General features: G+C 69.2%; 12 protein-coding genes. 10 read left to right on the forward strand and 2 right to left on the reverse strand.

Annotation, left to right across the window (positions count from 1 at the left end; genetic code table 11):
• Window positions 1–575 precede the first annotated feature (575 nt).
• The 3 genes from BJ969_RS09175 to BJ969_RS09185 all read left to right on the forward strand — a co-directional run bounded on the left by BJ969_RS09175 (window position 576) and on the right by BJ969_RS09185 (window position 4,437).
• Window positions 576–1,946, forward strand: coding sequence for an MFS transporter (locus BJ969_RS09175; RefSeq protein ID WP_343071309.1), 1,371 nt, complete (start codon window positions 576–578; stop codon window positions 1,944–1,946).
• A 527-nt stretch (window positions 1,947–2,473) separates the two neighbouring features.
• Complete coding sequence (locus BJ969_RS09180; protein WP_184478435.1) at window positions 2,474–3,667, forward strand: CaiB/BaiF CoA transferase family protein; 1,194 nt, start codon at window positions 2,474–2,476, stop codon at window positions 3,665–3,667.
• The gene (locus BJ969_RS09185; protein ID WP_184478437.1) at window positions 3,664–4,437 is read left to right on the forward strand and encodes an enoyl-CoA hydratase/isomerase family protein; all 774 of its coding nucleotides are present in this window, start codon (window positions 3,664–3,666) and stop codon (window positions 4,435–4,437) included. The genes BJ969_RS09180 and BJ969_RS09185 overlap by 4 nt, the downstream gene beginning before the upstream one ends.
• Window positions 4,438–4,452: 15 nt before the next feature.
• Here the strand turns inward: BJ969_RS09185 and BJ969_RS09190 are convergent, their stop codons facing one another.
• On the reverse strand, window positions 4,453–5,226 hold the full coding sequence (locus BJ969_RS09190; RefSeq protein WP_221315757.1) for an IclR family transcriptional regulator: 774 nt from the start codon (window positions 5,224–5,226) through the stop codon (window positions 4,453–4,455).
• Between the two features lie 54 nt (window positions 5,227–5,280).
• On the reverse strand, window positions 5,281–6,600 hold the full coding sequence (locus BJ969_RS09195; RefSeq protein WP_184478439.1) for an SLC13 family permease: 1,320 nt from the start codon (window positions 6,598–6,600) through the stop codon (window positions 5,281–5,283).
• A 147-nt stretch (window positions 6,601–6,747) separates the two neighbouring features.
• On the opposite strand from BJ969_RS09195, the gene BJ969_RS09200 reads away from it, so the two are divergent.
• The 7 genes from BJ969_RS09200 (at window position 6,748) to BJ969_RS09230 (ending at window position 17,084) form a co-directional block, all read left to right on the forward strand.
• Entirely contained in the window at window positions 6,748–7,914 is a 1,167-nt protein-coding gene (locus tag BJ969_RS09200; protein WP_184478441.1) for a pyridoxal-phosphate-dependent aminotransferase family protein, read from the forward strand.
• On the forward strand, window positions 7,914–10,784 hold the full coding sequence (locus BJ969_RS09205) for an FAD-binding and (Fe-S)-binding domain-containing protein (protein WP_184478443.1): 2,871 nt from the start codon (window positions 7,914–7,916) through the stop codon (window positions 10,782–10,784). Before BJ969_RS09200 ends, BJ969_RS09205 begins: the two co-directional genes overlap by 1 nt.
• A gap of 405 nt (window positions 10,785–11,189) precedes the next feature.
• Window positions 11,190–11,651 carry a YbaB/EbfC family nucleoid-associated protein gene (locus tag BJ969_RS09210; RefSeq protein WP_184478444.1) on the forward strand — a complete coding sequence of 154 codons (462 nt, stop codon included), beginning with the start codon at window positions 11,190–11,192 and terminating at the stop codon, window positions 11,649–11,651.
• 2 nt (window positions 11,652–11,653) lie between these two features.
• Window positions 11,654–11,968: a type VII secretion target gene (locus BJ969_RS09215; RefSeq protein ID WP_184478446.1), complete on the forward strand. Its 315-nt coding sequence runs from the start codon at window positions 11,654–11,656 to the stop codon at window positions 11,966–11,968.
• Window positions 11,965–12,666 carry a WXG100-like domain-containing protein gene (locus tag BJ969_RS09220; protein ID WP_184478448.1) on the forward strand — a complete coding sequence of 234 codons (702 nt, stop codon included), beginning with the start codon at window positions 11,965–11,967 and terminating at the stop codon, window positions 12,664–12,666. The genes BJ969_RS09215 and BJ969_RS09220 overlap by 4 nt, the downstream gene beginning before the upstream one ends.
• Before the next feature lie 123 nt (window positions 12,667–12,789).
• On the forward strand, window positions 12,790–16,644 hold the full coding sequence (locus BJ969_RS30780) for a DUF6531 domain-containing protein (protein WP_184478450.1): 3,855 nt from the start codon (window positions 12,790–12,792) through the stop codon (window positions 16,642–16,644).
• Complete coding sequence (locus tag BJ969_RS09230; RefSeq protein WP_184478452.1) at window positions 16,641–17,084, forward strand: hypothetical protein; 444 nt, start codon at window positions 16,641–16,643, stop codon at window positions 17,082–17,084. The genes BJ969_RS30780 and BJ969_RS09230 overlap by 4 nt, the downstream gene beginning before the upstream one ends.
• Window positions 17,085–17,192: the final 108 nt, after the last annotated feature.

Below are 17,192 nucleotides of genomic sequence, written 5' to 3' on the forward strand. Positions count from 1 at the left end.
TGAGTTCCGGCGCGCCGCGGTCGCCGTGGAATGCGCCGGGCCGGGCCGGAATTGGATCGCCTCTTTCTAGCACCGTTGTTCAGGGCGCGGCAATGGAATTGTCCGATGTTCGGCGAAGTGCGGATTCGAGGATCGATGCTTCCTTTGCAGCTCGTATTTGCAATGGTGTCGAGCGATGCTTCGCCGATCGTGAAAGTGGCAAATTATCCACGTTTATGAGAAGTGATCACTCGGCGTGGCGGGGCCTTGTTCCTTCGTTGGGGTGAATATCGTCGGCAACCCGGCGAGTCCGGCGGTCCGGTTTGTCGCGCTTGTTTCTCATGTCCAGGATATGCTGCCTGAACTGCGAAAAGAACAAATCGGACGACGCGGGTGGGGATTCGGCTCGAATTCGCGCGGTGGCTCTCGATTCGCTCGAAGGGGGAACTAGGGTGGCCCCCGAGACCTGGAGATCAGTTGCTCCGCGAGGGCTCGGGGATCGCTCGGGCCGGCGGCGAGAAGCAGGTAGAGGGGTGTTCGCCTTGTCAGGGGATGGCTCGTCCGACGCGAATTCGGGCGAATTTTCTGTATCGGACGTGACGGTCACCGAACCGAACGTGATTCGGCGCGCGGTCGGTGCGGCTGCCATCGGCAACGTCACGGAGTGGTTCGACTTCGGCGTCTACTCCTACTTGGCGGTGAAGATCGAGGGAGTGTTCTTCACCGGCCTGTCACCGACGATGGGCACGATCGCGACGCTGGGGACCTTCGCGGCGGCGTTCCTGGTGCGCCCGTTCGGAGGCCTGTTCTTCGGGCCGCTCGGTGACCGGATCGGCAGGCAGAAGGTGCTGTCGCTGACCGTGATCATGATGGCGATCAGCACGTTCATCATCGGCATCCTGCCCGACTACCACGCCATCGGTGTCGCGGCACCGATGCTGTTGTTGCTGGCCAGGCTGCTGCAAGGCTTCTCCACCGGTGGCGAGTACGGCGGGGCGATGGCGTTCATCGCCGAGTACGCGCCGGACCGCAGGCGCGGATTCCTGTGCAGCTTCCTGGAGTTCGGCACGCTGACCGGCTACGCGCTCGGCGCCACGTTCGCGACGGTGCTGGAGGCCACGCTCTCCGAGGACGCCCTGCTCAGCTGGGGCTGGCGCATCCCGTTCCTGATCGCGGGCCCGATCGGCGGCGTCGGGTTGTACCTGCGGATGAAGCTGGAGGAGACCCCGGCGTTCGCGAAGATCGCCGCGGAGTCCGAGGGCCGCGAGGGCAACCAGACGCTGAGCGAGTTCCGCAAGATCTTCATCAACCACTGGCCCGCGATGCTGGTGTGCGGCGGGATCGTGCTGGTCTTCAACGTCACCAACTACATGCTGACCAGCTACATGCCGACCTACCTCACCCAGACGCTGCCGCAGCACGGGCACGCGGGCACGCCCAGCGTGGTCTCCGAGGTGCTGCAGATCCTCGTGCTGCTGGCGTCGATGGTGCTGATCACGTTCGTGGGGCGGCTCAGCGACAAGATCGGGCGCAAACCGGTGCTCTACACGGGCTGCGTGCTGCTGGTGGTGCTGTCCATCCCGGCGATCATGCTGCTGAAGATCGGTGGCACGGTGGCGACCTTCGGCGGCCTGCTGCTGATGGGGTTGATGCTGCTGTGCTTCAACTCCACGTGTCCGTCGGTGCTGCCCGCGCTGTTCCCGACCGACATCCGCTACGGCGGGCTGTCGATCGCGTTCAACATCGCGGTGTCGCTGTTCGGCGGCACGACGGCGACGGTGGTGGCGAGCTTGATCGCGCTGACCGGCAACATCGACATCCCCGCCTACTACCTGATGGGGGCCGGGGTGATCGGCGCGGTCGCCGTGTACTTCGCGAAGGAGACCGCGGGCAAGCGCCTGCCCGGTTCGCCCCCGGCCGCCGTGGACCACGCGGAGGCCGAGCGACTGGTCGCCGCCCAGAAGTAACCCGACCGGAACGACCGAAGGGGCCCGTCGCGCGTGCGACGGGCCCCTTCGGCGTCGGCACCCGTCGGAAAGCGGTGCCGCCTGCTAGGGCGGGGACGTGTCCGGAAGCCGTCCCTGCGGTGGGCTCAGCGGGGGGTGGCGCGCAGGACCGAGCGGGTCCAGGCGGTGATGGCGCCTGCGATCGAGAACAGTCCGAGCGCTTCGACCGACAGCGCGACGATGATGTGGTTCATCCGGAACTCCTGTGACAACGCGACGTGATCATGTCCGGGAAACGTCGTGAAGGCTGATCGAGGCGACCTGCCGCCTCTCGTTGCCACTGCTCGACCCATCTCCCGCCCGGTGCATCGCTGCGCTCGACCTGTGTATTTCAAGCGACCGGGAAGTCGATGTGTGAGTCGGGTCACCTGATCGCGGGCGCCTTCTCCCGGTGGTTCGCGGCGGTTGACCGCGCCTTCGATGTGCTCGTACGGTTATGCCGTCACAAACAGGCTGTGCCGCATGACGGCACGGATCGGCGGGCAACGATGACGTTCGCGCTGGAGAACCTGACCGTGCTCGACCTGACCCAGGTCATGGCCGGGCCCTACTGCTGCCAACTGCTCGGCGACCTCGGCGCCGACGTGATCAAAGTGGAGCCGGTCGGCCGGGGCGACGCGACCCGCCAGGCGACCGGGCACCGGCTGCCGCACGGCGAGAGCGCCGCCTTCCTCGCGGTGAACCGGAACAAGCGCGGCATCGCGCTGGACCTCAAGTCCGAGGCCGGGCGGGAGACCTTCTACCGCCTGGTGGACGAGGCCGACGTCGTGGTGGAGAGCTTCCGGCCGGGCGTGGCGGCCCGGCTCGGCGTGGACTACCCGACGCTGCGCGAGCGCAACGAGCGGATCGTCTACGCGTCCATCTCCGGTTTCGGCCAGACGGGTCCGTATTCGCAGCGCGCCGGTTACGACCTGATCGCCCAGGCGATGTCGGGGATCATGAGCGTGACCGGGGACGCGGGCGGTCCGCCCACCAAATCCGGGGTGCCCGTCGCGGACCTGTCCGCCGGGCTGTTCTGCGCGGTCGGCATCCTCAGCGCCTGCCTGTCCCGTGCGGCCACCGGCCGGGGCCAGGCCGTGGACACCTCGCTCTACGACGCCGCGCTGGCGTTGTCGATCTGGGAGACCTCCGAGCTGTGGGCCACCGGCCGGGCGCCGGGCAGGCTGGGCTCGGCGCACCGGGTGAACGCGCCGTACGAGGCGCTGCCCACCCGCGACGGCCACCTCACGATCGGCGCGAACAACGAACGCCTGTGGCAGCGGCTGTGCGCGGTGCTGGAACGGCCGGAACTCCCGGCCGACGAGCGGTTCGCCACGAACACCGATCGGGTGCGCCACCGCGTGGAGCTGGCGGGCGAACTCGCCCGGACGCTGCGCACCCGCGACACCGAGGAGTGGGCGGAGCTGCTGCTGGAAGCGGGCGTCCCGGTCGGGCCGATCCGCGACTACGCGCAGTCCTGCGCCGATCCGCACACCCTCGCCCGCGAGATGGTCCTGGAACTGGAGCACCCGACCGAAGGCACCGTCCGATCGCTGGGCGTGCCGGTGAAGCTCAGCGGCACCCCCGCCGGAGTGCGCCGGGTCGCGCCGGGACTGGGGGAGCACACCGACGAACTGCTGCGCGCCACCGGGCGCTCCGACGAGGAGATCCGGGCGCTGCGAGCCGAAGGAGCCGTGGAATGACCGGGCAGCTGCGCACCGAGTTCACCGGGACCGTCGCCACCGCCACCTTCGACCGGCCCGCGGCGCGCAACGCGATGACCTGGGAGATGTACGACGGGCTCGCCGAGTTCTGCGAGCGCGTCGCCGCCGATCCGCGGGTGCGGGTCGCGGTGCTGCGCGGGGCGGGCGGCAAGGCCTTCGTCGCGGGCACCGACATCGCCCAGTTCCGCGATTTCCGCACCGGCGCGGACGGGCACGAGTACGAGCGCCGCATCGACGCGGTGGTGGACGCGGTGGAGCGGATCCCGGTGCCGACGATCGCGGTGATCGACGGCTACGCGACCGGCGGCGGGCTCACCCTCGCCGCGTCGTGCGATCTGCGGATCTGCTCGCAGCGCGCGAAGTTCGGGCTGCCCATCGCCCGGACCGTCGGCAACTGCCTGTCGATGCGCAACTACGCGCGCCTGGTGAGCCTGATCGGAGCCGGACGCGCGATGCACTTGATCTGCACGGCCGGGTTCATCGGCGCGGAGCAGGCCGAACGCGCCGGCCTGGCCTCCGAGGTGCTGGCGGAGTCCGAATTGGACGGACGGGTCGCGGAGCTGTGCGCGCAGCTCGCCGACCAGGCGCCGCTGACGATGCGAGCGAGCAAGGAGGCGATCCGCAGGCTGCGGGAGCACGCGCTGCCCTCCGGCGACGACCTCGTCGAATCCTGCTACGGCAGCGAGGACTTCCGCGAAGGGGTGCGCGCGTTCACCGAGAAGCGCCGCCCGCAGTGGCGTGGCCGGTGATGGCCGGTGGGTGGTTCAACGAGGATCCACCGCCGGTCGGTGTCCCAGTGTCGCGCTGACCCTGGCCGCGGCCTCGACGACCAGCGCGCCGTAGCGCTCCCGCAGTTCCGGTGTGATCCGGTCGGCGGGAGCGGAGATGGACAGGCCCGCGATCGGTTCCCCGGTGTCGTCGAAGACGGCCGCCGCGACCGCCGCGATGTCCGCGCGCCACTCGGCGAAGTTCGCCGCGTACCCGAGCTCGGCCACCCGGTCGAGCTCGGTGGAGAACTCCGACCAGTCGACGATGGTGTTGTCGGTGTAGCGCGCCAGGTCCTCGCCGACGATCCGCCGCGCCGACTCGCGCGGCATGCCCGCCAGCATCGCCTTGCCGTTGGACGAGCCGTGCAACGGCACGGTGCTGCCCAGCGGCAGCACGGCCCGGATGGGGTGCTCGGTCTCGATCCGCTCGATGAGCACGGCGTGATCACCTTCGCGCACCATCAGGTGCGCGGTCTCGCCGGTCTCCCGGCGCAGCTCGTGCATGACCGCGGTGGCCGCGTCCCGCACGCCGATGTCGGACACGGCGTGCTGGCCCACTTGGAACGCGCGGGTCGTGAGCACCCAGCGGGTCACGTCGGCGCCGTCCGGGCAGATCCAGCCCGCGGTCCACAGCGTCCGGAGCGCGCGCTGCACGGTGCTCTTCGGCATCCGCAGCCTGCGGGCGAGTTCGCCGACTCCGGCGGGCTGGGTGTGCGCGACCTCTTCGAGCACCCGGAAAGCGGAGAGCACGGTGCGCATTCCTTCGCTCATACCGGCAGTTTATCCGGTTCGGCCCGCCGAGCCGCTGCTCGGCGGGCCACCGGATCACAGCCAGCCGGGCAGCACGAACAGCGCGCAGGCCACCACGGGGCCGACGGCGATCATGCTCATGCCCCAGGCCATCAGCTTCCGGAACACGCCGTCGCGCAGTTCCGGCGGGGAGCTCGCGACGACCAGGGCTCCGCTGGTGGAGAACGGCGAGGAGTCCACCACGGACGACGCCACGGTCAGCGCGATGATCAGGCCCATGGTGCCGACCTGACCGGTCAGCAGGAACGGCACCGCGAGCGGGATGAGCGCGCCGAGGATGCCGGTGGTGGAGGCGAACGCGGACACCGCCGCGCCGATCAGGCAGATCACGAAGGCCGCCAGCAGCGGAACGCCGATGCCCGCCACGCCGTCGCCGAGGAATTCGATGGTGCCGATGCGTTCCATCATGCTCACGTACGTCACCACCCCGCAGATCAGCAGCACCGTCGGCCAGGCCACCTGGCCCACGCACGCGGTGGTGGTCCGCGGGAAGATCACGCACAGCACGGTGGCGATGCTCAGCGACAGCAGCCCGACGTCGAATTCGAGCGCGAGCGCGCCGATCGCGAGCACGATCAATCCGGTCAGCGTCAGCGCCCGCTGCGCGTTGAGCGCGGTGACTTCGGTGATGGTGGCCGTTCCGGAAGCGGTGATCGTAGTGGTCCCGGCACCGCCGGACGGTTCTTCCTCGATTCGGACGGGCGGTTCGGATTCGGTTTCGACTTTTCGGTGCAGCAGTTCTCGGCCGCCGAAGATGAAGAAGACGACCACGCTGAGCGCCAGGTTGAACGCGAATTGGCTGCCCCAGAGCAGCAGCGGGTTCCCGGGAAGTCCGCTGCGTTCGACGACGCCGTTGGTGATGCTGCCGAAAATGCTGATCGGCGAGAAGCCGCCCGCGGTGGCGCCGTTGATGATGAGCAAGCCCATCAGCATCGGGCTGATCCGGTAGCGCGCCGCGAAGCTCAGCCCGATCGGGGCCATGATCGCCACGGCGCCCGGAACCACCGCGCCGACCATGGTCAACAAGCTCGTGACCAGGAACATCACCCAGGGTACGAGGGCGATTCGCCCGCGCACCGCGCGGACTCCGGCGTGGATGAGCCAGTCCACGGTCCCGTTGCTCTTGGCGATGGCGAACAGGAGGGTGACGCCGACGAGCACCGCGAAGAGGTCGCCGGGAAAACCCGCGAACAGATCATCGGCACTCTCGCGGATCAGGAATGTGCCGACCAGGAATGTTCCGAGAAATGCCACGGCTCCCATGTTCACCGAGCGCAACGTGGCGATGAGAAATATGAGGACAAGACCGATGATGGACCAGATCTGTACGGACATGTGACTCCTCGATTCGAGGCGGTCGTCGGCTCGGGGAGGGAGCGGAATCAAATTCCGTGATGCGAGATCAACGTCTCGCCGCCGGGGAAGTATGACCCCGGACACAATTGACGGTCAAGAGCTCTGAATAGACCAGGAGAGATTCCGATGGCGCAGCCGATCGGCCGGCACTTCCTGCAAATTCCCGGCCCCACGAACGTTCCCGACCGCGTTCTCCGCGCGATGTCCGCCCCCACCATCGACCACCGCGGGCCCGAGTTCGCGGCGCTCACCCGCGAAGTGCTGTCCGCGGTGCGGCCGGTGTTCGGCACCAGCGGGCCGGTGCTGATCTACCCGTCCTCGGGGACCGGGGCGTGGGAGGCCGCGCTGGTGAACACGCTGAGCCCCGGTGACCGCGTGCTCGCCTTCGAGACCGGCCACTTCGCGACCCTGTGGCGGGAGATGGCCGAGAACCTGGGGCTGCGAGTCGATTTCATGCCGGGGGACTGGCGGCGCGGCGTCGACCCGGAGGTGGTGCGGCAGCGGCTGGCCGACGACGCCGACCACGAGATCAAGGCCGTGTGCGCCGTGCACAACGAGACCTCGACGGCGGTCACCAGCCGCATCGAGGAGGTGCGGCGGGCGATCGACGACGCGGCGCACCCGGCGCTGCTGCTGGTGGACACGATCTCGTCGCTGGGCTCGGTGGACTTCCGCCACGACGAGTGGGGCGTCGACGTGACGATCTCCTGCTCGCAGAAGGGCCTGATGCTGCCGCCCGGTCTGGGCTTCAACGCGATCAGCGAGAAGGCGTTGCGCGCGCGGGAATCCGCGACGCTGCCGCGGTCCTATTGGGACTGGGGTCCGATCCTGGCGGCGAACGAGCGCGGGTTCTTCCACAGCACCCCGGCGACGAACCTGCTCTACGGCCTGCTCGAAGCTCTGCGCATGCTGGAAGAAGAAGGCCTGCCGGAGGTGTTCCGCCGCCACCGCCGCCACGCCGCCGCGACCCGCGCGGCCGTGCGCGGCTGGGGCCTGGAGACGTTGTGCCTGGACGAGCGGGAGCATTCGCCCGCGCTGACCGCCGTGCTGCTGCCGCAGGGCCACGACGCCGACGCGTTCCGGGGGCTGGTGCTCAACCGGTTCAACATGTCGCTGGGCGCGGGCCTGGGCAAGCTCGCGGGCACCGTGTTCCGCATCGGCCACCTGGGAGATTTCAACGACGTGTCGTTGGCCGGAACGCTCTCCGGGGTGCAGATGGGCTTGGAACTGGCGGGCGTGCCGATCGACCAGGGCGGCATCACCGCCGCGCTGCGGGTGCTGGAGGAGGCGTGATGAGCGACCTGGAACGGCGGCTGAAGGCGGACGTGGCCGGTGAGGTCGAGTTCGACGACTACACCCGGCACCTGTTCTCCCGCGACGCCAGCATGTACGCGATCACGCCGCTGGGCGTGGTGTTCCCGCGCGACGCCGACGACGTCGCGGCGGCGGTCGCGGCGGCGGCCGAGCACGGCGTCCCGGTGGTGCCGCGCGGCGCGGGGACCAGCCTCGCGGGCCAGACCGTGGGCCCCGGCATCGTGCTCGACATGTCCCGTCACCTGCACCGGATCGTGGAACTGGACCCGGAGGCGCGGACCGCGCGGGTGCAGCCGGGCGTGGTGCAGGACCAGCTCAACCGCGCCGCCGCCCCGCACGGGCTGATGTTCGGCCCGGACACCTCCACGAGCAATCGCGCCACGCTCGGCGGCATGATCGGCAACAACTCGGCGGGCAGCGGTTCGGTCCGCCACGGCATGACGATCGACCACGTCCGGGAGCTGGACGTGGTGCTCTCGGACGCGTCCACGGCCCGGTTCGGACCCGTCGACGACGAGCAGCGGCAGCGGCGGGCGGCCGGGTCGACGCTCGAAGCGCGGCTGTACCGGGAACTGCCGCGGATCGTCGCCGAGGACGCAGACGCGATCTCCCGCGGTTTTCCCGAGTTCTGGCGCCGGGCGGGCGGCTACCGCCTGGACCGGCTGGCCGAGCCGACGCCGTTCGACCTCGCCGAGTTCGTGGTGGGTTCGGAGGGCACGCTCGTCGTGGCCACCGGCGCGCTGGTGAACCTGGTGCCGAAACCGCGCACCACGGTGATCGCCGTCGGCCACTTCACCTCCACGCAGGCCGCGATCGCCGCCACCGACGACGCGCTGTCCTGCGACCCGTCCGGTGTGGAGCTGATGGACCGCACCATCCTGGACCTGTCGCGGCAGCGCATCGAGTACGCCTCGCTCGGCACCATCCTCGAAGGCGATCCGGACGCGCTGCTGTTCGTCAGCTTCACCGGCGACGACGAGGACGAGCTGGTGGGGCGGCTGCGGCGGCTCACCGCGCGGTGGCGCAAGCACGGGCACGGCTACCACACCTTGGAGGCCGTGACCCCGCAGCAGCAGTCGGCGCTGCTGAAGGTCCGCAAGTCCAGCCTGGGCCTGCTGATGGCGGCGGGCGAAGGGACGCGCCGTCCGCTGGCGTTCGTCGAGGACACCGCCGTCGACCCGAAGCACCTCCCGGAGTACACCGCGAAGTTCGCGCAGATCCTCGACCGCCACGACATGAAGGCCGGCTTCTACGGCCACTGCTCGGTCGGCTGCCTGCACATCCGGCCGTTCGTGGACTTGGCGCGGCCCGGCGAGGTGGAGAAGATGCGGGCCGTCGCCGAAGAGGTGAAGTCGCTGGTCACCGAGTACGGCGGGGTGAACTCCAGCGAACACGGCGACGGCCTGGCGCGCAGCGAGTTCAACCGGGAGCTGTTCGGCGAGGAGCTCTACGCCGCGATGTGCCGGGTGAAGCGGCTGTTCGACCCGGCGGGCACCCTCAACCCCGGCAAGATCGTCGAAGCCCCGCCGATGACCGAGCACCTGCGCGACGCCGAACAACCGGTGCCGGGACCGTTCCGCACCCGGTTGTCCTTCGACGTCGTCGGCGGGATGCGCGGCGCGGCCGACCGGTGCATGAACATCGGGTTGTGCCGCAAGAGCTCCAGCGGCGTGATGTGCCCGTCGTACATGGCCACGACCAAGGAAGAAGACGCCACTCGCGGCCGGGCGAACGCGCTGGTGAAGGCGCTGTCCGAACCGGACCCGAAGCGCGCGCTCGGCGACGAGCGGCTGCACGAGGTGCTGGACCTCTGCTTGATGTGCAAGGCGTGCAAGAGCGAATGCCCGCTGGGCGTGGACATGGCCAAGCTCAAGAGCGAAACCCTGTCGCACCACCACGACGAGCACGGGGTGCCGCTGCGCTCTCGGGTGTTCGGATCGATCCGCGCGCTGAACCGGCTCGGGGCGGCGACGGCTCCGCTGTCGAACCTGCCGGGGCGGATTCCGCTGCTGCGCAAGCTGATGCGGCGAGCGCTGGGCATCACCGAGCACCGGCCGCTGCCGCGCTTCGAACGCCGCCACCTCGGTTCGTGGTTCCGCGGGCGCCGGGTTCGCGAGCGGGCGCCGCGCGGGCCGATCCTGTTCCTCGCGGACTCGTTCACCACCTACACCGAACCGGCGATCGGCCGCGCGGCCGTGGAGCTGCTGGAACGCGCGGGCTACGAGGTGCGGCTCGTCGACGAGGGGTGCTGCGGGCGTTCCAGCCTGTCGAAGGGCCTGGTCGACGACGCGAAGGCCAAGGCGCGCGACCTGGTGTCGCGGCTGGCCGGGTCGGACGCCCCGATCGTCGGGTGCGAGCCGTCCTGCGTGCTCACCTTGCGCGGCGAGACCTTGTCGCTGCTGCCCGACGACCCGGCCGCCCGCGACGTCGCGGGCCGGGTGCGCCAGATCGAGGAGGTGCTGTCCGAGGCGATCGACGCGGGCGACCTGGAGCTGTCCGAGGACACCTGGCCGGCGCGGCGGCGAGTGCTGTTCCACGGGCACTGCCACCAGAAGGCCGAAGTGGGCACGGCCGCGACGGTCGGCCTGCTGCGGCGCATCCCGCAGGCGGCGGTGGAGGAGGTCGACGCCGGGTGCTGCGGCATGGCCGGGTCGTTCGGCTTCGAGGCCGAGCACTACGAGATGTCGATGACCGTCGGCTCGGACCGGCTCTTCCCGGCGGTGCGCGCGGAACCCGCCACGACGATCATCGCGGCCACCGGGGTGTCCTGCCGCCAGCAGATCGCCCACGGCACGCCCCGCGAAGCCCACCACCCTCTGGAACTACTACACGCATCACTGAAGCGGTGAGTGCCTGTCTTCGTCTCGGCTTGCGCAGTGGGGCGGGTGGCGGAACCTCAGCGTTCTTCTCGCTGCGGGATCTTTTTCCCGAGTGGCTCCGCCACGAGTGAAAAAGCTGTCCTCGCGAGAAGAACGCTGAGAACCCGCTGCGGTGCCGGTGGGCATGGTGGTCGCTGCTCAGCGGCTTCGCCGCTGACAGGACACAGACCGAGAACGCTGCTCACCAGGGGACGACAAGATCAATGTGCTGCCGTTCGTGGATCATCGGTGGCGCTAGGCTGATCGAGTGATCGGCGGGCTTTTCGCTCCCCGTGCGAGTGGTTGGTGGGACGCTGGTGATCGAGTTGTCTGCGCCAGCGTTCCTGGGGGAGTGACCGTGTCGAGCGAAGCACGTGTGGTTGATCGGGGCGCCGCGTGAACGGCGACGTCCTCGACCCGGATGCCGCTCGTGAGCGGCTGGCCGCGTGGCGGGAGCGGGCCGAGCAGGTGGCCGCCAACACCCAGGCCATGAGCGAGCGGATCAACGAGGTCAAGGTCAGCGCCTCGGACCCGCAGGGCTTGGCGGAGGTCACGGTCGACTCCACGGGTTCGCTCGTGGACCTGCGCTTGACCGACGAGATCAAGCGCAAGGCCCCGGCCGTCGTCGCCCGAGCGGTCATGACGGCGCTCGGCCTGGCGCGCAACCAGGCCGCCGACCGCTCCCAGGAGATCGTCACCGACACCCTCGGCGCCGACTCCGCCGCGGGCCGCGAGATCGCGCAGCGCCTCGGCGACCGCCTGCGCAGCGGACCGGCCGCGGAGGAGCCCGCGACCCCCGCGCGGCGTCCTCCCGACGACGACGAGGACTACGACGTGACCTCGGACTTCCGGAGCTGAACATGGGTGACGGTTTCAACGTCGACGCCGAGAAGCTGCGGGCGCACGCGGGCAAGGTCGAGGCGATCCAGGAGCGGTTCGGCGCGGTGAAATCGGCCAGCGGGCACATCGCGCAGGACGACCAGGCCTACGGCGTCCTGTGCTCGTGGATCGCCGGCATCCTGGAGGGCAGGCACACCAAGCAGGACGAACTGCTCGCCTACGTCGAGGAGAACCTCGCGCAGGCCGCGTCCGCGCTGCGCGCCACCGCCGACGACTACGACCGCCGCGAGGACGAGCACGGCCAGAACCTGCGGGCCGCCGGAGGTGGCCTGTGAGCGAGGAATCACTGGTCGCCCCCGTCCAGTCGACGCAGAAGGCGTGGACCGGCGCCGGTACCGCGGAGAGCGTCGAAGGCCTGGTCACGGCGATCCAGAGCGAGGACTGGGTCAGCGGCGTGCTCTCCGGCGTCGGCGTCGGGCTGGAGGTCGCCTCCGCCGTGCTCGACCCGTTCGGCACTTTGCTGTCCAACGGCCTGGGCTGGGCGATGGAGCACTTCGAGCCGTTGCGGGAGATGCTCGACGAACTCACCGGCATGCCCGACGTCGTCACCTCCCACGCCAACACGTGGACGAACATGGCCACCGAACTCGCGTCGATGTCCGAGGACCTGAAGTCGGACCTGGAACGGGACCTGCCCGGCTGGGAAGGCCAGGCCGCCGACGCCTACCGCGCCATGATGGGCGCGAACGTGGACGCGATAGGGGGCCTGGGCGCGACCTCGGCGGCGATGGCCGCCGCGACCGAAGGCGCGGGCGGCCTGGTGAAGATGACCCGCGAACTGGTGCGGGACCTGATCGCGGACCTGGTGGCGCGCGTCATCGTGTGGGCCGCGGAGGCGATCTTCGTGGTGACCATCCCGGTAGTGGCCGCGCAGATCGCATCCGCCGTGGTCAAGTGGGTCGGGCGGATCACCGGCTACATCGGCGACCTGATCGACAGCCTGACCAACCTCACCAAGCTCGTCGACGGCTGAGGACACGGCGGGGGCGATCTCGCGAACCTACGGCGCCGCAACGGATTCTCAGGGGGAACCGTTGCGGGCCCGAGCTGAACATCGAATCGGAACTCGTACTGGGACGACCCGGAGGCGGCGGAAGTGGCGAGGAAACCTCACGGCGGCGACGGCGGCGGTGACGCGCCCGGCAGCAGGCCTTCGCAGCGCCACGGGAACATCGACGCGAGCAGTAGCGTGTCCGGCGCGCAGGACAGCATCCAGCAGTCGGCGCAGGCCGGACGTCCGGGCGGTTCCGGTCCGGCGTCCACCGGCAGCACCAGCGCGCCGCCCGCGAGCAACGGGCACCAGACCGGACCTGAACTCGGCGGTTCCGGCCCGGACAGCACCAAGCCGTCCGGCGCAGACACCCCGGACGGCCCGAACGGGACGTCGCCGTCCGGCCGCACCGGCTCGCCGGACGACTCGTCGATCCAGGGAAACAACCGCGGCGCCGACGCCGAACGAGTGCCGGACAAGGACAAGAACACCTGCGGTGACCCGATCGACGTCGCCAGCGGCGACATGGTGCTCCCGCAGACGGACGTGGAACTGGCGGGCGTGCTGCCGCTGGTGCTGAACCGGACGCACCTGTCGTCGTACCGGGTGGGACGGCACTTCGGCCCGAGCTGGTCGTCCACCGCGGACCAGCGGCTCGAGGTCGACGGGAACGAGGTCTCGTTCGCCGCCGACGACGGCACGCTGCTGTTCTACCCGCTGCCCGCGGACGACTCGCCGGTCCAGCCGCGCACCGGTCCGCGCCGCGCACTGACCCGCACCGCCGACGGCTTCACGATCACCGACGTCGAGCAGGGCCGCACGCTGCACTTCGGCGTCGGCCTGGGGCGCGCGGTGCTGCCGCTGCTGGCGATCACCGACCGCAACGGGCACCGCATCGACTTCGACCGCGACGCGGCCGGAACTCCGCTGGAGATCCGCCACAGCGGCGGCTACCGCATCCGCGTCGACTCTGAAGACGGCCTGATCACCGCGTTGCACCTGCGGGACGCGGCCGACGGCGAAGACGTTGCGCTGGTGCGCTACGGCTATTCCGGACGGCGGCTCACGGAAGTCACCAACGCCTCCGGCATGCCGTTGACGTTCACCTACGACGACACGGGCCGGATCACGAGCTGGACCGACCGCAACGGCGCCTGGTACCGCTACGGCTACGACCACGAGGGCCGCGTCGTGCAGGCCGATGGTTCCGGCGGTTTCTTCAGCGGAAGCATGTCCTATGAGGACGGTGTGACCCGATGGACGAACTCGCTGGGGGAGCAGACCGCCTACCACCTCAACGAACGCGGCCAGACGATCCGGGAGGTGAACCCCGCGGGTGACGAGGTCCGTTCCGAGTGGGACGAGTTCGACCGGCTGCTGTCCCAGACCGATCCGCTCGGGCGCACCGTGCGCTACGACTACGACGAGTCCGGCAACCTGCTGGCCGCGTCCCGCCCCGACGGCTCGCAGACCCGCTTCGAGTACAACGAGCTGCGGCTGCCGACGACGGTGATCGCCCCGGACGGCACCGTGTCGCGCCGCGAGTACGACGAGCGCGGCAACCTCACGCGATCGCTCGACGCGATGGGCGCGGCGACGACCTACGCCTACGACGAGCACGGTCACCTCACGGCCATCACCGACGCGCTGGGCGGAGCACGCCAGGTCGAGACCGATGCGGCCGGGCTGCCGCTCACGATCACCGACGCCGCAGGTGCGACTACCCGCTACGAACGCGACGGCTTCGGCCGGGCGTCGGCCGTGGTCGATCCGCTCGGCGGCACGACCCGCTTCGGTTGGACCGTCGACGGCAAACCCGCGTGGCGCACCCTGCCGGACGGTGCCGCGGAACGGTGGATCTACGACGGCGAAGGCAACCTCCGCACCCACGTCGACGCGCTCGGCCAGGCCACCCACACCGAAGTCACCCACTTCGACCTGCCCTCGGCGGAAGTGCGGCCCGACGGCACCCGCCTGGAGTTCGGCTACGACACCGAACTGCGGCTGACCAGCGTCACCAACGAGCAAGGACTCGTCTGGCGCTACGCGTACGACGAAGCCGGGAACCTCGTGCGCGAGACCGACTTCAACGGCCGCCAGGTCACCTACCGGCACGACGCGGCCGGGCAGCTGCTGGAACGCACCAACGGCGTCGGCGAGACCACCACGTTCGTGCGTAACGTCCTCGGCGACGTCATCGAACGCCGCACCCCCGGCGCCACGACCACGTTCACCTACGACCTGGCCGGCCGCCTCGCCGAGGCGAGGGACGGCGACACCCAGATCCGCTTCCAGCGCGACGCGACCGGGCGGGTGCTCGCGGAGAGCGTCAACGGCCGCACCGTGCACTCCGCCTACGACGCGCTCGGACGACGGGTGCGGCGGATGACGCCGTCCGGCGCGGAGAGCGCGTGGGAGTTCAACGCCGCCCACCAGCCCACCGCATTGCACGCGGGCGGCCGAACGCTGCGCTTCGACTACGACGCCGCCGGGCACGAGACCTCCCGCGCGCTCGGCGCGAACGCCGTGCTCACCCAGGACTGGGACGCCAACCACCAGCTGCTGTCGCAGCACATCACCGGAGCCACCGGTCACCAGGTGCAGCAGCGTTCCTACAGCTACCGGGCCGACGGCCTGCTGACCGGCGTCGACGACACCCTCACCGGCCCCCGCACCTTCGAGCTCGACCGCGCGGGCCGCGTCACCGCGGTGCGCGCCAGCGGCTGGACCGAGCGCTACACCTACGACGCCGCCGGGAACGTCACCGACGCGGCCTGGCCGGTGCCCGCGGGCTCACCCGACGCCGACTCCGTCGGGGACCGCGAGTACTCCGGCACGCTGGTGCGCCGAGCAGGTTCGGTGCGCTACGAGCACGACGACCAAGGCCGGATGATCCTGCGCCAGCGCAGGCGGCTGTCGCACAAGCCCGACACCTGGCGCTACTTCTGGGACGCCGACGACCGGCTGACCGGCGTGCTCACACCGGACGGTTCCCGCTGGCGCTACCGCTACGACCCGCTGGGCCGCCGCGTCGCCAAGCAGCGCCTCGGGCCCGGCGATCGAATCCTGGAGCAGATCGACTTCACCTGGGACGGCGTGGTCCTCGCCGAACAGGCCCACACCGACGGGGTGCCCGGCGGTCTCCAGTTCGCCGACCTGCACGTGACGGTCTGGGACTACGAGCCCGGCACGTTCCGCCCGCTGGCCCAGCGCGAACGCGCGCCCCTGCGCCACGCGCCCCAGCAGTGGGTGGACCAGCAGTTCTACTCGATCGTCACGGACCTGGTCGGCTCCCCATCGGAGCTGATCAACGACCAGGGCGGAGTGGCCTGGTTCCACCGCACAACGCTGTGGGGCAACACCCTCGACCACAGCCGCACCGGCGCCTACACACCACTGCGCTTCCCAGGCCAGTACGCCGACCCGGAAACAGGCCTGAACTACAACTTCCACCGCCACTACGACCCGAGCACGGGACGGTACGGCAGTGGGGACCCGCTGGGGTTGGCGGCGGGGCCTAGGCCCCACGGTTATGTATTCAATCCTCAGGCCCTCGTTGACCCCTTGGGGTTGACGGCGGAGGATTCTACTAGGTGGGTTGACCCAAACACGATTAACTTTTCCCAGCGCACCATTTCCGGCAATGACTACGCTGAACTGATGCGGCAGAATAAGTGGGATTGGAATCGGTCTGATGCTGCGCTGCATGTGCTTGAGGTGGACGGGCAGCTGGTAACGTATGACAATCGAAGGCTTGATGCTGCTCGTGAGGTGGGCACTCCACTTGTTCCAGTGCAGCAGGTCAACCCCAATGCTCCTCATCCTGACAGCAGTAAGGGGATGACTTGGCAAGAAAAGTTTGAGCAGCGATTCAACGATCGAAGAAACAAGAAGGCTGGTGGCGTGGTTCCTGACACGGGCCTTCGGGAAAGGCCAGCGAAGCCGGGGTGTAACAAGTGACCAAGATTCAAGATCTGTGGAACCAATGGATGCTTCCGATTAGAGATGGCATCTATGGTGCCAGTGGTGAAAGCTTCGCTGCAAGGTTGAGCTTCTCGGGGGGTTCGAAAGTTGAGGTGCTGGAGGAGTTTAGTCTCGATGAGATGATGGAGAACGACCCCGAGGAGGTGACCTTTATCGATATTACCAATAAGGTGGAGTGGTCTGGGGCGTACTTCTTCGCGGGGGAAGGGTCGTACGGGTCGGAAGGATTTTTCGGGCGAGAAACATCCGATGGTGAACTGATGTGGGTTGCCTATTTTGAAGAAGGTAATCCATTTCGGGATATCGAAGTTCGCGACGGCGTGGTCGGGTTTACCTCGACCGCGGGTTTTACGGTATACGCCGATGCTGATTCGGTCAGATTTCGTCCCGTGTCCGTTGATGAAGGGTCGGCCTGATGAAGTTCGGGCGGCCCGACCTGTCGGTCGATGTGCAGGGGTGATCGTGGGACACCGCTGCCACGCACCTGGTGCAGCGGTGTTCGGTGGGTGGGTTGTTGAGGAGGC

Origin of the sequence: Saccharopolyspora gloriosae, from assembly GCF_014203325.1 — a bacterium.
GTDB classification, from domain to species: domain Bacteria; phylum Actinomycetota; class Actinomycetes; order Mycobacteriales; family Pseudonocardiaceae; genus Saccharopolyspora_C; species Saccharopolyspora_C gloriosae.

Coding starts and splice junctions, on each gene's coding strand:
- BJ969_RS09180 (WP_184478435.1), top strand. CDS start 2,474: ATGACGTTCGCGCTGGAGAACCTGACCGTGCTCGACCTGACCCAGGTC.
- BJ969_RS09185 (WP_184478437.1), top strand. CDS start 3,664: ATGACCGGGCAGCTGCGCACCGAGTTCACCGGGACCGTCGCCACCGCC.
- BJ969_RS09190 (WP_221315757.1), bottom strand. CDS start 5,226: ATGAGCGAAGGAATGCGCACCGTGCTCTCCGCTTTCCGGGTGCTCGAA.
- BJ969_RS09195 (WP_184478439.1), bottom strand. CDS start 6,600: ATGTCCGTACAGATCTGGTCCATCATCGGTCTTGTCCTCATATTTCTC.
- BJ969_RS09200 (WP_184478441.1), top strand. CDS start 6,748: ATGGCGCAGCCGATCGGCCGGCACTTCCTGCAAATTCCCGGCCCCACG.
- BJ969_RS09205 (WP_184478443.1), top strand. CDS start 7,914: ATGAGCGACCTGGAACGGCGGCTGAAGGCGGACGTGGCCGGTGAGGTC.
- BJ969_RS09215 (WP_184478446.1), top strand. CDS start 11,654: ATGGGTGACGGTTTCAACGTCGACGCCGAGAAGCTGCGGGCGCACGCG.